This window comes from Echinicola sediminis (assembly GCF_054777495.1).
This window is the reverse complement of sequence record NZ_BAAHAP010000026.1, coordinates 50,108-67,978: the sequence shown is the minus strand read 5'-3', so window position 1 is coordinate 67,978 and position 17,871 is coordinate 50,108. Positions and strand designations below refer to the sequence as shown.

At 41.7% G+C, this 17,871-nt stretch carries 16 protein-coding genes; 12 read left to right on the top strand and 4 right to left on the bottom strand.

What is annotated here, in order from left to right:
* Positions 1 to 816: ATP-binding protein (locus tag ACYVAA_RS09105; protein WP_460540754.1), on the top strand; the 816-nt coding region annotated here is incomplete at its 5' end.
* A gap of 147 nt (positions 817 to 963) precedes the next feature.
* On the opposite strand, the gene ACYVAA_RS09100 is transcribed toward ACYVAA_RS09105, so the two are convergent.
* The gene (locus ACYVAA_RS09100; RefSeq protein WP_460540752.1) at positions 964 to 1,380 is read right to left on the bottom strand and encodes a transglutaminase-like domain-containing protein; all 417 of its coding nucleotides are present in this window, start codon (positions 1,378 to 1,380) and stop codon (positions 964 to 966) included.
* Positions 1,381 to 2,046: 666 nt separating this feature from the next.
* On the opposite strand from ACYVAA_RS09100, the gene ACYVAA_RS09095 reads away from it, so the two are divergent.
* From ACYVAA_RS09095 to ACYVAA_RS09045, 11 genes are all read left to right on the top strand, one after another.
* Positions 2,047 to 3,882, top strand: a complete 1,836-nt coding sequence (locus ACYVAA_RS09095) for an asparagine synthetase B family protein (protein WP_460540750.1) — start codon at positions 2,047 to 2,049, stop codon at positions 3,880 to 3,882.
* Between the two features lie 58 nt (positions 3,883 to 3,940).
* Entirely contained in the window at positions 3,941 to 4,216 is a 276-nt protein-coding gene (locus ACYVAA_RS09090; protein WP_460540748.1) for a PqqD family protein, read from the top strand.
* Between the two features lie 22 nt (positions 4,217 to 4,238).
* A complete protein-coding gene (locus ACYVAA_RS09085) occupies positions 4,239 to 5,744 on the top strand; it encodes a tryptophan halogenase family protein (RefSeq protein ID WP_460540746.1) in 1,506 nt (501 codons plus the stop codon).
* A gap of 156 nt (positions 5,745 to 5,900) precedes the next feature.
* Positions 5,901 to 6,908, top strand: a complete 1,008-nt coding sequence (locus ACYVAA_RS09080) for a glycoside hydrolase family 43 protein (RefSeq protein ID WP_460540744.1) — start codon at positions 5,901 to 5,903, stop codon at positions 6,906 to 6,908.
* A 442-nt stretch (positions 6,909 to 7,350) separates the two neighbouring features.
* Complete coding sequence (gene pdhA / locus ACYVAA_RS09075) at positions 7,351 to 8,373, top strand: pyruvate dehydrogenase (acetyl-transferring) E1 component subunit alpha (protein ID WP_460540741.1); 1,023 nt, start codon at positions 7,351 to 7,353, stop codon at positions 8,371 to 8,373.
* Between the two features lie 120 nt (positions 8,374 to 8,493).
* Entirely contained in the window at positions 8,494 to 9,213 is a 720-nt protein-coding gene (locus ACYVAA_RS09070) for a tetratricopeptide repeat protein (protein WP_460540739.1), read from the top strand.
* A gap of 98 nt (positions 9,214 to 9,311) precedes the next feature.
* Positions 9,312 to 9,788 carry a 6,7-dimethyl-8-ribityllumazine synthase gene (ribH, locus tag ACYVAA_RS09065; RefSeq protein WP_460540737.1) on the top strand — a complete coding sequence of 159 codons (477 nt, stop codon included), beginning with the start codon at positions 9,312 to 9,314 and terminating at the stop codon, positions 9,786 to 9,788.
* Positions 9,789 to 9,831: 43 nt separating this feature from the next.
* A complete protein-coding gene (locus ACYVAA_RS09060) occupies positions 9,832 to 11,151 on the top strand; it encodes an aspartate kinase (protein ID WP_460540735.1) in 1,320 nt (439 codons plus the stop codon).
* 147 nt (positions 11,152 to 11,298) lie between these two features.
* Positions 11,299 to 13,032: a M14 family metallopeptidase gene (locus ACYVAA_RS09055; protein WP_460540733.1), complete on the top strand. Its 1,734-nt coding sequence runs from the start codon at positions 11,299 to 11,301 to the stop codon at positions 13,030 to 13,032.
* A gap of 86 nt (positions 13,033 to 13,118) precedes the next feature.
* On the top strand, positions 13,119 to 13,442 hold the full coding sequence (locus tag ACYVAA_RS09050) for a DUF6787 family protein (protein WP_460540731.1): 324 nt from the start codon (positions 13,119 to 13,121) through the stop codon (positions 13,440 to 13,442).
* Positions 13,443 to 13,565: 123 nt separating this feature from the next.
* Positions 13,566 to 15,353 (top strand): ABC transporter ATP-binding protein, encoded by a 1,788-nt coding sequence (locus tag ACYVAA_RS09045; protein WP_460540729.1) that lies wholly within the window; start codon positions 13,566 to 13,568, stop codon positions 15,351 to 15,353.
* 330 nt (positions 15,354 to 15,683) lie between these two features.
* Here the strand turns inward: ACYVAA_RS09045 and ACYVAA_RS09040 are convergent, their stop codons facing one another.
* The 3 genes from ACYVAA_RS09040 to ACYVAA_RS09030 all read right to left on the bottom strand — a co-directional run bounded on the left by ACYVAA_RS09040 (position 15,684) and on the right by ACYVAA_RS09030 (position 17,857).
* Positions 15,684 to 16,457 (bottom strand): LytR/AlgR family response regulator transcription factor, encoded by a 774-nt coding sequence (locus ACYVAA_RS09040; protein ID WP_460540727.1) that lies wholly within the window; start codon positions 16,455 to 16,457, stop codon positions 15,684 to 15,686.
* A gap of 43 nt (positions 16,458 to 16,500) precedes the next feature.
* Positions 16,501 to 17,358: a nicotinate-nucleotide diphosphorylase gene (gene nadC, locus ACYVAA_RS09035; RefSeq protein ID WP_460540725.1), complete on the bottom strand. Its 858-nt coding sequence runs from the start codon at positions 17,356 to 17,358 to the stop codon at positions 16,501 to 16,503.
* A gap of 94 nt (positions 17,359 to 17,452) precedes the next feature.
* Positions 17,453 to 17,857: a DUF4783 domain-containing protein gene (locus tag ACYVAA_RS09030; RefSeq protein ID WP_460540723.1), complete on the bottom strand. Its 405-nt coding sequence runs from the start codon at positions 17,855 to 17,857 to the stop codon at positions 17,453 to 17,455.
* Between the last annotated feature and the right edge of the window lie 14 nt (positions 17,858 to 17,871).

Here is a 17,871-nt window from a genome sequence, read left to right as displayed (position 1 = left end):
AAAGAGATAGGAAAGGTTCCAAACCAATTGGCAAATGAGCCAGCTGCCACTTTTCCAGAGGGAAAATTAAATTCATCGGAATTTCTATTTGAAATCCCTAAAATAGCTTCTTATCATATTAGCAATGGGAATAAGATTATTGTACAACCTAAAAGCAACGCAGATCTTGCTTCAGTCAGATTGTTTATGCTTAGCAATGCATTCGCAGGACTATTATTTCAGAGAAGCTCTGTACCTTTTCATGCAGGCGCTATAATAACAAACAAAAAGGATTTGCTATTAATAATGGGTCATTCAGGGACTGGTAAATCTACATTGGTTTCAGAACTGAGAAGGCGAGGTTATCAATTGTTTAGCGATGATGTGGTCGTATTCCAAAAGAATGATAGTACAAAAGATTCTTTTATGGTAAGTGCATCGTATCCCATGATCAAACTATTTTCCAATTCCATATCAAATCTTAATGATGATAGATTGAAAAAAAATCACGTGCTGAAGGATAATAAAAATAAGCATGGGATCTATTTTCACGAAGAGTTTTCCACTGAGGAACTACCTGTCAAAAAAATCATTGTGCTTAATCCTACTGAAATGAACACCACATACACTCATCAATATTTAACAGGGTTAAAAGCTATCATAGCCTTACACGATAATATTTACAGGCACAAGTTTGATGCTTCATATAATAATGATTTTAATACGTTCAATATGCTGTCAATAATAGCAAAAAAAGTACAGGTTATTGAAGTTTCCAGAGATAAAGAAAAAAGCAATATTGAGGACTTTGGAAACTATGTCGAAAACCTAATTTAAAATGGCATTTGAACTAGGCAACAATACTACTAGAAAGTTCCTTGAAGTTTTTTTACCTTTTTTGACTTCAAAGATTTCCAATTAGTTCCTTAGCACTCCTTGGTCGGATTAAAATCAAGATGATAAAATTTTGAAACGACTTGAATTTTAGGAATAAAAGCTTAAAACGTTATAATCAGGAGAAATTTCTCCCCCCACTATAAAATCATCTCCAATCATTAACCAAGCATGTCCCGTGAATTCATCTTTTGACAGCTTTTTAACACCAATGTAAATGGTACTTTTTACACCCACTATCTTCAGTAGCATTTTCGCCGTTAAAGCAAGATTATAACATTCAGCTTTCCACAAAGGGTACTTTTCAAATTGCAACATTATATTTTTTATGGCTGAAATTTTCTGCTTTTGTTCTTTGGAATGGTCTTGTTGAACTTTTTGATGAAGCTTTCCTTGTAGTACCCTTCTATACCTATAGGGCATTATCTTAAGAACGATTTTTAGCACTAAGCTTATTATAAGAGCTATCATAAATAGCATTTCACTTTTAGGAGATTTAGAGGACATCTTCTTAATAATCTGGAAAGTATCTTAAATTAAAGTTCAAAAATACTTACTTCCCAGTTCTAAATCAAAAGCAGGTTATTTTAGCAACCTACTTTTTCAAAAACAAAAACACCAAAAAACAAAATATTATTCCTTAAAGAAATCCAATCCACCTACATATATACCGAATTTTACTTTTTCTCATTTTTTTTCCCAATTACTTTTCCCATAAAGGATACAATAAATATATTTTTCAACACATATATTTGCATTTAATACCTAATTAATATTATTTTTACACTCATCATATTATAAACAAATTCTATTAATTATTTTTATCATGAAGGAAAACGAAAAAAAACAATGGGTGGCACCTGAAATTAAACAAGAAAACATCAACGTAAAAGGTGGACCTATGGCTAATACTTTTGAGGATGCAAATTACTTTATTTCATCTTAACAAAAAACTGAAGAATGTATGCAAGATTATTATGCCGGGATTTTTATCCTGGCATAATAATTAATCATCAGAAAAGCGGTAGTTTACTTTTTATCCAATTCCTCATACTTCAATATTTTAATCAGCATCACCTAGCCTCACATTTTGTACTTAGGAACTACCATGCACTAACTTTACCTTTTTTAATAACAGACCTTTATCAAACCGCAGAATTTATTGCTTAGTATATGTCAGTCATTTATGGATCCACAGGGGATGTAGTAAGATTATCAGAACAGGAGGAGGTACTTTCCCATTGGAAAGCCGACAGAATAGGGGAATTCAATAGTAATCACTTTTCAGGAGCAGTATTGGAGCTTTTTAATGTTCCGGAATCACCGGCTTCTCCCAATCCTTATATCCATAAAAATCATGTGGTATTTGCAGATTGTAGAATAGACAACAGAGATGAACTGGCAAAACAACTTTCTATCGAAAATCAATCAGGGTACTCTGATACAGCTTTTATTGCTTTTGCTTATGAGAAATGGGGGAGTAATGCACCTAAACACTTAATTGGTGATTTCGCTTTTGTAGTTTACGACACTCAATCCCACGAAGTGTTCGCAGCAAGGGATCATTTTGGAGTTCGCCCATTTTATTATTCTATAATTAACGGAGAGCTTGTCTTTGCTTCAGAGCAGAAGGGAATCTTGACAGCCGAAAATTGCGATAGAGAATTAAATGATGCGCATATAGTCAGTTTGTTTTCCTATTTAGAGCTTCCCTTCACAGATGGTCTTTACAAAAGCGTCAAGGCCTTGGCCCCAGGATGCAGCATGACTTGGGAGAAAGGCCAGCTAAACTTACAGGAGTACTGGAACATTTACAAGGAAAAAGTGAAAATCCCCCCCACAAGGGAGGAACAGGAGGCTGAATTTAACAGATTGGTTCGTAGAAGTGTAAAAGACCGATTAAGATCTTATAAAAAAGTGGGGGCAGAATTAAGTGGGGGACTTGATTCCTCAGGGATTGTTAGCCTCGCGATGGAAGAGTTGGGCAAGGGAAAAGAATTTTATACCTATTCTCATGGAAAACCTGAAAAATCTACAAACCTTTACGATAAAAAGGACGATTCACAAATTGTAAAGGAAGTATGTCAAAAACACGACATTGCAAAATGGCTGAGGGTAGTTAATGAAGAAGACGTTAACGTAGAAGAATTAATACAGCTGATGTTAACGGTATATGATGAATATAGTGAAAATAATGTCCCTTTAATTTGCAGCAGCTACTTAAAATATACTCAAAGTGATGGAGTAGGAACGATCTTATCGGGTTGGGGAGGAGACCAAGCTGTGACACATCAACTTACGGGTTTTGTAAATAGCTATGCCTACCAGAGAAAATATATTAAGCTCTGGAAAAGTTTGCAAAAGCAAGATAAATCGCCTTTTCGTCAATTTCTTAGTTTTATATACCAGCTTATAAGAAACCGTCCGAAAAAAATAAACGCGAAACAACTCCATGAACATAAGCGAATATTGGATTATGGGCTACTTCAGGAGAGGTGGATAAGTGAGTTTAATTTAAGGCAAGTGCCATTTCCTTTATTTTTTCGTTTGCATACTGACACACTAAAAGAACGCTTAATACGAGAGTTTATACGTTTCTCTACTTACAAAAGAACAGTGGACCACGTAATTATTGGTAAGCACTTCAAAGTCGATTATCGTTTCCCATTAATAGATGTGCGATTGGTCAGCTACGTGATTAACCTTCCTTTAGAAACCTTTGCGCCATCCGGGGAATACCGTTATTTATTTTCAAAATTAGTAAAACCTTTGTTGCCTAGTTCGGTGATTAATAACCTTCAAAGCAGGGTTCCAACCACTCCGTACTACTATAGGTTATATGAGGATAATAAATACATGCTAAGGAAAAAGCTAAATGCAAAAAAAGAGTCTGAAACGTTAAGAAAATATTTTAACATGGACACTATGGAAAACAAAATTTCATATTTAGAAATTGGAAAAAAATTGGAAACTTACATGAAATTAATCTACCTAGCGACGAAACACTAAAATAATCAATAGGGAATTAGTTCTTTATTTGTCAACACTTTACAAAAAACAGGATCATATGAAACCAACTACTCAAGTAAAACGGAACGAAATTTATGTATTTACCGAAGTTCATGAAGAAATGGTACTAATGAATATTGAATCAGGAGATTATTCTTCTTTGAATGAAACCGGCGGACAGGTATGGAAACAACTGGAAAAGCCTGCCAGTATCTCATCCCTGTATGATATTTTTTTAGAAATGTACGAAGGAGATCCTGTGCAAATCCAAAAAGAGCTGTACAATTTTATTCAGGAAATGGTGGAAAAAGGTTTTTTAGAAAAGCAGGATTGATCTAATTAAAGCATCTTAGATAATGTTTATAGACTCCATTAATAGCATAGGTATCCTGGGTGGTGGAAGTGCCGGTTATTTTTCTGCTCTGTATCTCAAGAAGCAGTTTCCAGATAAGGAAATTACACTGATAGAAAGTTCGGATATTCCCATTATCGGTGTAGGAGAAGCCACTACTCAGGCCATGATCACTTTCTTATACCATGACTTGGGCTTTTCGGTAGAGGAGATATTTAGAAAGATAAAACCCACCATAAAGCTGGGGGTCAAGTTTCAATGGGGGTACCCTGGCGATTATTATTTCAATTTTCCTTTTGGGGGATTATTCAATGATTTTTCCATTGAGGAATATGCCAATTATAACCATTGCAATCTTTCCTCCCGCTTGATGGAAGCCAATAAAGTACCCATTATGAAGGGCGATAATGGTTTCAAACATTTCCCAAAGAATGGTGCCTATGCTTTTCATATTGACAATGCACTATTGGTAAGATTTTTACAGTCAAAACTGGAGGAATTTAATTGTAAGCATATCGATGCCAAAATCACCGGTGCAGAAATAGATGAAGCGGGAATAAGCCAGCTTGTGACCGAAACTGGGGAAAAATACCAATACGATTTTTACATCGATTGTTCTGGCTTCTCCTCCTTCCTATTGGAAAAAAGCTTGGGCTGCCCATTTGTTGATTACGATCAAAGCCTAAAAACCAATAGTGCCATAATAGGCCAGGCAAAACATAAAGGAGGCATTGCCAATTATACCACGGCCAAAACCATGAAATACGGCTGGATGTGGCAGACACCTGTCCAAGGAGAAAACCACCTAGGCTATGTTTTTTCGGATCAATTCTGTAGTCAAGAAGAGGCCATATCGGAAATGCGCCCTTTTTGTGATTGGGTCAATGAGGAAAAGATGATCAAATTTAGGGCAGGAAGACATGAGAAGGCATGGAAAAAGAATGTATTGGCCATCGGTAACTCTTTTGGTTTTGTGGAACCGCTGGAGTCCACCGGTATTCATATGGTTCTTTTTCACCTAAGAAAATTCAAAAAGAGCCTTCTATCTGCTGAAACGAATATTGATGCAACAAATGAAACATTCAACAAAAAAATCAATACTGCTTGGGATAATGTAAAGAACTTCATCGCTGTCCATTTCAAATATAACCGGCAGATGGATACGCCATTTTGGAAGCACTGCCAAGAAACCATTGTTTTGGATGAGATGGTACAGAAGTACATGGACTATTTTTTTGAAAATGGCCCAATATCCTTGAAAAAAGAGCATCCTTTGTACCTAAAAATGAATGAGCAGCCTGTATTTAAAGCCATCGCTTATGATGCTTACCTTTTGGGCATGTATAGTAATGAAATGGTAGATAAACTGGCCGTTATTGACAGAGGTAATCTTAGGGTGGGCAGACAAAAAATTGATGAACTTTTGATAAAAAAAGCAATCAATTTTGAAGAAGCCTTGCCCTTTTTGGAATCCCCTGAAAGTAATGCGATAAAAAGCTGGTTTGTTTGACAATTTAACTATAATTGGTTTAAAGTAATCAGCTTTCGCCACATAGCCATGGCAAGGTTTTCCCGATAAACCCTTTTTAAATGTCAAAATTACACTAAATTTACATCGGATCCGTTTTGATGGATAGTTACCGTAGAGTAGAACCAAAAGAACCCGATGATGTATTTACAAAAAATCTGCATGGCACTGGTAATGGCTTTTGCCTTATCCAGCCCCCTATTTTCACAGCAACTGACCTTTGACAACCCCATAGCCGAACAGCGGGCCGACCCCTGGGTGCATAAGGCCGAGGATGGCACCTATTACCTCATAGCTACTGTACCCGAATATGACCGGATTGTCATCAGGCAAGCCAGCAGCATCAATGGACTAAGGGATGCCAAAGAAAAGGCCGTATGGCACAAACATGAAAAAGGCGTGATGGGCCACCATATTTGGGCACCGGAACTGCATAGGATAGACGGTAAATGGTACATTTACTTCGCGGCCGGTGAGGCGGAAAATATCTGGAACATCCGCATGTGGGCCTTATCCAACACCTCTGACAACCCCATGGAAGGTGAATGGAAAGAGGAAGGAAGGATCATGACCGACATAGCATCCTTTTCCCTGGACGCCACCACCTTTGAGCATAAAGGCAAGAGATACATGATATGGGCCCAAAATGTAATGGGCGGTGACCATGGAACAGGCTTAGTGATGTCCGAAATGCAGGATCCTACCACGCTGACCGGACCGGAACTGGTGCTTACCCAACCGGAATTTAGCTGGGAAAAGGTAAAATACAATGTCAATGAAGGACCTGCAGTAATCAAGCACAAGGGCAAAATCTTTGTGACTTATTCTGCCAGTGCCACCAATGACAATTATTGCATGGGCCTATTATGGATAGATGAAGAGGCTGATCTAATGGACATCAATAACTGGCACAAGTCACCAGGCCCGGTTTTTTATTCCAATGAGGAGGTGAAAAGATATGGCCCTGGACACAATTCCTTTACCACATCAGAGGATGGAGAAAGCCTTATCATGATCTACCATGCCCGGGACTATAAAGAAATCCAAGGCCATGAACTCTCCGACCCCAACCGCGCCACTAGGGCAAGAGTAGTGAAATGGACCGAAAGCGGTTTCCCGGATTTTATGCAGAAAGAAGGGGACTGATTCTAAGTGCCGGGCTTAAAAAAGATGAAGAATAGTGCTCTTTTTCTAAGTAAACAATACGGGTGTTAGGCTAACCGTGAGCAGGCGTATTGAACCTGTCCGATCCTTTGCTTTACGGGAATGGCCAGAGGGACAATAACTATTTAGGCCACTGCCCCGCTACGCTGCACATGGCTTCTTGTCTATCCCGAATTCTAAGCTATCGGGAGCATAACTGAAAAATCAGGATTATTTTGGGCAACAAAATAAAGAACAACGGTATTTAACCACAGTATAATTTACCCCTAATTCGAACAAAACGACTTCTTTTCCAAAAATTATAGGGCAATAAAAGGGGTAAATTTAAGGATTGTGCTTTTCAGATTCGCAAAAGCCTTTGCTAATCAGTGAATACTTATTTATATTTGAGCCCCGAAAAATGCATATTTTACAATTAACCGATATGGCGAAAAAGAGTTCGACAACCACTAAATCCAAAGTAAAATACTCCAAAGATACCTACGCATATTGGTATGAGAGCATGTTGCTCATGAGGAGGTTTGAAGAAAAGGCAGGCCAACTATACGGCCAACAAAAAATCAGAGGTTTTTGTCACCTATACATAGGACAGGAAGCTTGTGCAGCAGGAGCAATCACTGCACTTGATAAAGACGATAAATGGATTACCGCATACCGTGACCATGCCCATCCGCTAGGATTGGGAACTGATCCGGGAGCAGTAATGGCCGAGCTTTATGGAAAAGCTACCGGTACCACCAAAGGAAAAGGCGGTTCCATGCACATCTTCGATAAAGAAAGAAACTTTATGGGTGGCCATGGTATCGTAGGTGCTCAGGTACCTATGGGCTTGGGGATTGGTTTTGCAGAAAAATACAAAGGCACCAAAAACCTTTGCATCTGCCATATGGGTGACGGTGCTGTAAGACAGGGAGCTGTTCACGAAGCCTTTAACCTGGCCATGCTTTACAAGACGCCGGTGATCTTTGTGATTGAAAACAACGGTTACGCCATGGGTACTGCGGTCAGCCGCTCCTCCAATGTGGAAGACCTTTCCACTCTTGGCGAATCCTATGATATGCCATCATTTGCCGTGGACGGCATGAATGTAGAGGCAGTTCATGAAGCAGTTTCTGAAGCTGCGGAGAGAGCAAGAAAAGGTGATGGCCCAACTTTGTTGGAGTTCAGAACTTACCGTTACAAAGGCCACTCCATGTCAGATCCCCAAAAGTACAGAACCCGCGAAGAGGTGGAAGAGTACAAAGCCAAGGATCCTATCGAGCAGGTGAAACAAACCATCTTGGAAAACGAAATCCTGACTGAAGAGGAGATCAAGGAAATCGACGCGAAAGTGAAGAAGCAAGTGACCGAAGCGGTGAAATTTGCTGAAGAATCTCCTTGGCCTGACGGTCAAAAAGCGTTTGAAGACGTTTATATGCAAGAGGATTATCCTTTTGTAATGGAATAAGATACCTCATTGATGAAAAGTCAGCTTTACGTGTAAACACCGCACTTAACTAGCTGACTTTTTTCTTATAGTTTGCGAATTGACTAAAACTGTTATATTTGCGACTGAAATTTCAAAAGAATGGTTAAGAAAGAGATCAAAAAGGAGCCGGCTCAGGAGGAACAACATAATGAGCTGCTTGAAAGCCCAGAAGCAATTGCTGAATCACTTGGGAAAGGCGAGATATTCATCAAGAAAAACTCAAAAATTGTCGGAGGCATTATTATAGCCGGTATTATTGCGATTGCCGGTATACTGTACTTCCAGTTCAATACGGCCAACAAGGACAAAACCGCCCAAGGGAAAATGTTCCAGGCAGTATATTATTATGAGCAGGACAGTTTGGACTATGCCTTGAACGGGGATGGTGTTCATCTTGGTTTCCTTGAAATATTGGACGAATACAGTGGCACCAATTCAGCCAACCTTGCAAACTTCTATACCGGATCTATCTATCTGGGTCAAGGGGAGTACCAAAAAGCAGTGGACCATTTAGAGAAATTTTCAGCGGATGATTTCTTTGTACAGGCCAAAGCTTATGCCCTGTTGGGAGATGCATACATAGAATTGGGGCAAAATGACAAAGCCATCAGTGCCTATGAAAAAGCTGTGGACTATAAGGAAAACAAATATTTTACCCCTATCTACCTGAACAAGCTGGCCATAGCCTATGAAGCTGCAGGACAAATAGAGAAGGCGGTAAACACCTACAGTACCATCGAAAACGAGTATCCGGAATCTTACGAATATACATTAGCACGAAAGCACAAAGCGCGCTTGGAGGGCCTTGCTTCTAAGTAATGCATTGTGATATACAGCATTTTGAAGAGTAAGGCCCAAAAGGTCTTACTTTTTTTGTGTTTATACCTAACAGGAAAACCATTAACCAATAGTAAAAAATGGCAACATCTCTAAAAAACCTTAGCCAGCACTCGGATAAGAATATTATTGATATTAGCGAAAGAAAATTCGGGATAGTCGTTTCCGAGTGGAACGAGGAAGTCACCGAGTCCCTTTACGAAGGAGCGTTGGAAACCTTGAGAAAACACGGTGCCCAAAAGGAAAACATCTACCGAAAAAACGTACCGGGCTCTTTTGAACTTTCTTTGGGCGCACAATGGATGGCGGAGATAGAAGAAATCGATGCGGTGATCTGCATCGGCTGTGTGATCCAAGGAGAAACCAAGCACTTTGACTTTATCTGTGACGCAGTGGCCCATGGCATTACCAATGTCGGGCTCAAGTACAACAAACCGGTAATCTTTGGTGTTTTGACCCCAAATACCCAGCAACAGGCCCTGGACAGGGCAGGAGGCAAGCATGGCAACAAAGGAGATGAAGCTGCCATCACCGCCATCAAAATGTTGGGATTTTAAAATCCAGTAAAAAACAAACCATTAACATACATCAACTAATCACATGAAAATCATGAAGTTTGGGGGTACCTCTGTAGGTAAACCCGAAAGAATGCATCAGGTAAAAGACCTGATCACCCGAGATTCAGATAGAAAAATCGTGGTACTTTCTGCCTTGTCCGGCACCACCAATGCCTTGGTGGGGATAGGCGATGCCTTGGCTGAAGGCAAAAAAGACCTTGCCAAAGAGAGAATTGATACATTACATGCCCACTACCTGGAGTTTTATAAGCAGCTTCTGGAATCAGAAGCCGGCCGCAAGAAGGCAGAAAAAATCATTAAGGAGCACTTTGAGTTTTTGAACATCATCCTCAAAATTTCCTTTAATGAAGCCATCAACCGTGATATCCTGGCCCAGGGAGAATTGCTATCCACCAAGCTTTTCTACACCCTTCTGGAAGAAAAGGACATACCGGCTATTTTCCTCCCTGCTCTTGAATTCATGAGCATAGATGAAAACAATGAGCCTGAACTGTCCAAAATCAGTGACCGACTTAAGGCCATTCTGAAAAACTATGACAAGGATGCGCTCTTTGTTACCCAAGGTTATATCTGCAAAAACCACCGCAACGAGGTGGATAACCTGAAACGAGGAGGCAGTGATTACACCGCATCGCTGATAGGGGCTGCGATCAAGGCCAGCGTGGTGGAGATCTGGACGGATATTGATGGGATGCACAATAACGATCCCAGGATCGTGGACAAAACCCGTCCCATCGCCCAGCTTTCATTCGACGAGGCGGCAGAGCTTGCCTACTTCGGTGCTAAAATACTTCACCCTGCATCCATCTGGCCTGCCCAGAACTACAATATCCCAGTGAAGCTGCTGAACACCATGCAGCCTGAAGCGGCAGGAACCACCATCACCGGAGAAGAGACTGGAAAAGGGGTAAAGGCAATTGCCGCCAAAGACGGAATCATTGCCGTGAAAATCAAGTCAAGTAGAATGCTTTTGGCCTATGGATTCCTGAGAAAGGTATTCGAGATATTTGAAAAATATAAAACACCGATCGATATGATCACGACCTCGGAAGTGGCCGTTTCCGTGACCATAGACGACGATACCCACCTCAAAGAGATCATTCTGGAACTGGACAAGTTCGGCAATACCGAAGTGGATTATAAACAATCCATCATCTGTGTAGCCGGCAATATGATAGCAGAAAACACCGGGATGATCAAAGAGGTCGTTGCCGCTTTAGAAAGCTTCCCTCTGAGAATGGTTTCCTACGGTGGTAGCCGTAACAACGTCTCCATCCTAGTGGATTCCAAATACAAAAACGAAGCCCTGCAGCGACTAAACGACGAGTTGTTCCAATGGTAAATCAACACAAGCCGTTCCAACCTTGGAACGGCTTTTTGTTTTATAATTAGGTCCACTGTCCACAGTCGACTGTCAACCGTGGACTTCCCTGCTAAACTTAAGGCTAACATTAATTATCTTGCCGGGATATTATCTAAATCGACCGAAATGAAAAGAATTGCCCTTCTATCCCTACTGGCTTTCTCTATTTTTACTGCTTCCGCCCAAGAAAAATGGCTTACCCATTTTGAAATGTCCAAAGGACAAGAGACGCCTGAATACAAAGATGTCATTGCCTATTTTCAGATGCTGGCAACCGAATTTGATGCCGTGCAGATCAAAGAAATGGGCCCCACCGATAGCGGAAAGCCTTTGCACTTGGTCATCCTGGACAGGAAAAAACACTTTGATCCAGTGAGCTGGAAGAAAGCAGGGCGATTGGTGGTTTTGGTCAATAATGGGATTCACCCTGGAGAACCCATGGGCATTGATGCCTCCATGATGTACCTGCGGGATATCCTTCTCGGTAAAACTACCCTTAATGAAGAAGTGGTTTTGGCCTTTATACCTGTTTATAATATTGGTGGCCATCTCAATAGGAATTCGACCACCCGCGTCAATCAGGTTGGACCGGAGGTACATGGTTTTAGGGGAAATGCCAGGAATTACGACCTGAACAGGGATTTTATCAAAACAGACACCCAAAATGCTGCCAGTTTTCAGGAAATTTTTCATTGGCTGAAGCCACATGTATTTATCGATACCCACACCAGTAATGGGGCCGACTATCAGCATGTGATGACCTTGATCGAAACCCAGCATAATATGCTGGGCGGTGAAGCGGGAAGGTACATGCACGAAGTGTTGACTCCAGGGCTGTTTGATCAAATGAAGCGGAAAGGCTTTCCCTTAGTGCCCTATGTCAATGTCTGGAGAGATGTGCCGGAAAAAGGCTGGTCACAGTTTAAGGATTCCCCAAGATACAGCAGCGGATATACCTCCCTTTTTCACACGATCAGTTATGTACCCGAGGCCCATATGCTTAAAACCTACCAACAACGGGTGAAAAGCATGTATTCCCTTTTCGAGTCTTATGCTGACATCTTCCAAAAAGATGCAGACAAAATAGTGGCAGCGGTACAAAAGGACCGCAATGCGGCCAGGTTCAAAGAAAGTTTTGATTTCAATTACCAGTTGGTCAAAGAAGATCCTGTCAAAATCGAGTTCCACGGATATAAATCGACTTATAAGCCCAGTGAGATTACTGGAGAGCAACGACTTTTCTATGACCGGAACCAGCCTTATAAAATAACAGTGGACTTTTATGACACCTATACCCCCTCACTCACCATCAAAAAGCCCACGTTTTATATAATCCCCCAAGGATGGCAGGAGGTGGTAGCCCTCCTTCAGCGAAATAAAGTGGAAATGTTCCGGATAAAAAGCGACAGCTCCTTGACTGCAGGCGTGTATTATATGGAGGATTTTGAGACCCTGAAAAGCCCTTATGAGGGACATTACCTTCATTCCAATGTATCGGTAAGAAAAGTACACCGAGAGGTCGAGCTGAGGGCTGGGGATTGGATGCTCCCTATGGAGCAGGAAGAGAATGATTATATCATGGAGGTGCTGGAACCCCAAGCCGAAGACAGTTTCTTTGCCTGGAACTACTTTGACACTATTCTTCAATCCAAGGAAGGCTACTCGGCTTATGTGTTTGAAGACTTGGCCGCAGATTATTTGGCCCAAAATCCAGCCTTAAAAAGAGAATTGGAAAAGAAGAAAGCAGAAGATGAGGAATTTGCCAAAAACGGATCCGCACAGTTGATGTGGGTCTATCAGCACTCCCCTTGGAAAGAAAAGGAACACATGTGCTATCCGATTTTTAGGGTAGAACCCTGATTTTATCCATAACACGCTGCTTTAGGAATGCAATTTTATTGAGCTATCACAGAAGGGAGTCATCGGGCACCTTAAATGATCAAATCATGAAAAAACCTAATTACCTCAAAAAACTACAGCAAAAGTGGCAGTTAGATAGTCTATGGCAGGTACTGTTGGTGCTGCTGGCCTTTGCCTGCACAGGCACCACCGTACTTTTCATCAAACAGCCCATATTTGACCTCTTGGGCGTAGACCTCCATTCGGGAGGATTTTGGAAAACGGTGGTTTATCTATTGCTGGTACTGCCGCTTTACCAAATCCTCCTCCTGATGTATGGTTTTCTTTTTGGGCAATTCAGGTTTTTCTGGGAAAAAGAGAAAAAGTGGATCAAGAGAATGGGGGCTGTTTTTCTCCGAAAAGAAAAATAAAATGCAATCACTGCAGTGTTCACAGGAAATTCGGTATTTACCTTTGAACACCAGGATAGTTATCAATTGTGAACCAAATCATGTACATTTGTAGCCGCAAATGTAGAAAGTCACTCACCCGTTATGGCAAAGAAGAGAAAAGCACTGGAAGAACACGAAAAAAGAAAACTGAACAAAAAGAACCTGCGTAAGCTGATCGGGATTTTCAATTTTGTTTTGCCGTACAAGGGCGTTTTTATTGTTGGGCTCTTTTTCCTTTTATTTTCCAGCCTTACCCTATTGGCTTTTCCCTATGTCGCGGGAAAACTGATTGACACTGCACAAGGTAAAGAATGGATCTTTAATGACATCAATACCATTGCACTGGTGCTTATCGGAATACTGTTTGTCCAGAGTGTATTTTCCTTCTTTAGAGTGTGGCTTTTTGCACAGGTCAGTGAAAAATCCATGCGGGACATCCGGCTCTCCTTGTACAAAAGATTGGTCAGTCTGCCCATGAGCTTTTTTGATAAGCGTAGGACAGGTGAACTGATCAGCAGGATCACTTCGGATGTAAGCTTGCTGCAGGACACTTTTTCCGTAACATTGGCCGAGCTTTTCCGCCAGATCATCACCTTGCTTGCCGGTACGGTCTTTCTATTTGTGACCACCCCCAGGCTGACCCTGTTCATGCTGGCCACCTTCCCGGTTTTGGTGATCATCGCCATGGTATTTGGGAAGTTTATCCGGAAACTCTCTAAAGAAACCCAGGACGAACTGGCTTCTGCCAATGTGATCGTCGAAGAAACGTTACAATCTATTTCAACCGTAAAATCCTTTGCCGGTGAAGCCTATGAGGCTGCCCGCTATCAAAAAGGACTTAATAAGGTAGTGGGAGTGGCACTAAAAGCAGCAGGGTTTAGAGGCGCTTTTATTTCCTTTATCATTTTTGCCCTATTTGGAGGGATCGTAGCCGTCATGTGGTATGGGGCCATGATGGTCAGTACCGGAGCCATGAGCATCGGGGACCTGGTGTCCTTTGTCCTCTATACTACCTTTATCGGAGGCTCCATTGCGGGCCTTGGGGATATTTATGGACAGGTACAAAAAGCCATCGGTTCCTCTGAGCGCGTGTTGGAAATACTGAAAGAAGAACCCGAAGAATCTTTGGCAGACTATCAGGATGCAGCGATAAAGGGCCATGTCAGTTTTAAAAATGTCAGCTTCAACTATCCCACCCGTCCGGAAGCGGATGTACTCAAGAAGGTCAATCTTTCCATTCGATCAGGAGAAAAAATCGCTTTGGCGGGCCATTCCGGTGCGGGCAAATCCACCATCATTCAATTGCTGATGAAGTTCTATCCGATCAACTTTGGCGAAATCACTGTGGATGAAAAGCCGATCCAAGAATGGAACCTGAAACAGCTTCGCTCCAACATCGGGATCGTACCACAGGAAGTGCTCTTGTTTGGTGGAAGTATCCGTGAAAATATTGCTTATGCCAAACCGGAAGCGACAGAAGAAGAAATAGTCCTTGCTGCTAAAAAAGCCAATGCCTGGCAGTTTATTGGGAAGTTTCCCGAAGGCTTGGATACCTTGGTAGGTGAAAGAGGGGTAAAACTCTCCGGTGGACAAAGACAGCGCATCGCCATCGCCAGAGCCATCTTGAAGAACCCTTCCATCCTGATCTTGGACGAGGCCACTTCTTCGCTGGATGCCGAATCGGAAGCTTTGGTACAGGAGGCGCTGGATGAACTGATGAAAAACAGAACCACCATTGTCATTGCCCATAGGTTGGCAACGATCCGCAAAGTGGACCGAATCTATGTCATGAAAGACGGTGAAATTGTGGAAGAAGGCAACCATGAATCGTTGGCAGAACAGGAAGGGGGCTTCTATGCTAACCTAGTGAAGCTACAATTTGCCGAGTAATATTAGAACCGAAAATAATGAAGTTTAGGTAAGGAAATTACAATTAACTTAACCCTCGATCGCACCTGAGTTTAACCATTAAGAAGTGAAGGAAGATTAAGGGTTGTTTTTTTGCTTCATGTCCTTAATACCTTCATTCCTTCATGTTTTTTTATTTCGCTAGTGAAATTTAGAATCATGAATTCTGAATGTGCGCCCATGATCTAATTACCAAATTTGATTATACGCTTTTATACCAATGGACTACTATTATTGAGGTATTCTGAAATGCTGCAAAATCAGTCACAAAGAAGCTGCATCGATCTGCAAGCTCTGCGGGAAACGCCCCCCTCACTGGTTGACCCATTTTTTGAATGAACTGACTTTTTCCCTGCTTACAATCAGTTCCTCGCCATAGTTGACTTTAGGGGTAATCTTTAATCTATTATTGGTGTATTTTTCGATGGTCCCGATTGCCTTGATATTAAGAATCACGCTCCTGTTGATGCGGAAAAATTGCCTGGAATCCAGAAGCTCTTCCAGCTCCATCAGTTTTTTATTGGACAGATAGTGATGCCCACTTACCATTTCCACCAAAAAAGTCTGGCCTTTGTCCGCCAGAAAAAAAGCCACCTCATCCTGTGATTTATGAAATAGCTGCTCGCCATCTTTGACCAGAAACCTGGCCTTTTGGGGGGAATCCTCTGCCTGAAAGGAGTGGCCGCCCTGTGCGGGCCTGAGTTTGGAGGTACTTCTATACAGTCGCTTGTACTTTTCAAAAGATTTGGCAAGTCTTGCGTCTGTGGGATGGTCATTGATAAAATCCAGGCAATTCAACGTGAACGCTTTCTCAGTGACAAAAGGCTTGGCAGAGGTAAATACCACGGGGATAAATTTGTCCATTTTGTCAAACGCAAAAGGGTGAAGGTCGATCAATTCATAATTGCCAATGATCATGTCCACCTTAAGGCCTGAATTAAGGTATTGGATCGCTTCTTCCCAAGAGGGAAGGACTTCCATCGTTTTAGCTTCCGCACAGGCCTGATGGATAAGGTGGCTCAATCTGTAGCCCTCCTCTGGTTTGTGTATGACCAGACAATGAATGAAATAATTCTTTGCTTCCATAGACCTTTTTCCTCTAGATCAAGCTTGCTTCTGCCTCAAAGGCTCAATAGGCCTTCAAACTGATGTCCAGACTTTTGACATGGTGGGTAAGGGCTCCTACCGAAATATAGTCCACACCGCACTCTGCCACATCCTTTAATGTCTCTTCAGTAATCCCTCCAGAGGCTTCTGTAGGCACCACACCGTCGATGATCTTTACAGCTTCCCGCATCATATCATAGCTCATATTGTCCAGCATGATCACATCTATGCCCCCCACAGCCAGCACCTCCTTTACTTCTCCCAGGTTCCGGGTTTCCACCTCTATTTTCAGATCGAGGAGGTTTTCCTTCAAATATTTCTTGGTTGAGTTGATGGCAGCAGCAATGCCTCCGGCAAAGTCGATATGGTTGTCTTTGAGCATTACCATATCATATAAGGCAAAACGGTGATTTTCTCCCCCACCTATGGCAACGGCCCATTTTTCCAACATTCGGAAGTTGGGCGTGGTCTTGCGGGTGTCCAGTAGTTTTGCTTTAGTATGGGCAATCAATTCAGAAAGCTGGGCAGTTTTGGTAGCAATACCGCTCATCCTTTGCATACAGTTCAACACCAGCCTTTCTGTGGTGAGTATAGAAGCCGCTTTTCCAGCAACGGTAAGTCCGATATCTCCCTTTTTGGCTTTCTGCCCATCTTCCATCAGCAGTTCCACTTCAAGGTCAGCATCATAGGAATGAAATATCATTTTCGCGAGCTCAAGCCCTGCAATGATGCCATCCTCTTTGATAATCAACTGAGCCTTGCCCATTTGAGCCTTGGGGATGGCTGCCAAAGTGGAGTGATCTCCTTCTCCTACATCTTCCTTGAAGGCGGACTGTATAAACGCCTCCAGATTTTCCTGGGTTAAATAGTTTTCTTTCACACCGTAAAATTAAGAAAATTCAGGAAAGCTGTCTTTCAAATGGCCAGAAGAAGCTCCCAAAATTCCATGGAACAGCGCATCCTTTTGGCATCAACTATTCCTTATTGATGTCCATGGAATAAATCCTGTTTTCTCCTTTTACGGCTTTGCACTTGATGAGCATCCTGAAATTTGAACCGGCACTTTTATAAGTACCTATAAAATAGTTGATTTGGTTGCCCGATTTACCTTTATGGACGATATCAAAGTCTGCCGGAGGAAATTTTTTGAAAAAATCCCTGATGATGAGTTCCGCCTGGTTTTTGGAATAATCCCCCTCATTGCCATTGATGTTCAGTTCCACATTGTTTTCGAAGAGAGAGGAAAGTTCCTTACTGGACCCTGCTTTGATAGACAGGGTGATCTCCTCTTCATTATTGCTCTGGGCCAAAGTGGACCCCAAGCAGATAAACATGCCTAGAAAGAATAGATATATGGTATGGGTAAATAAATTTTTCATTGATTCTTAAAGCT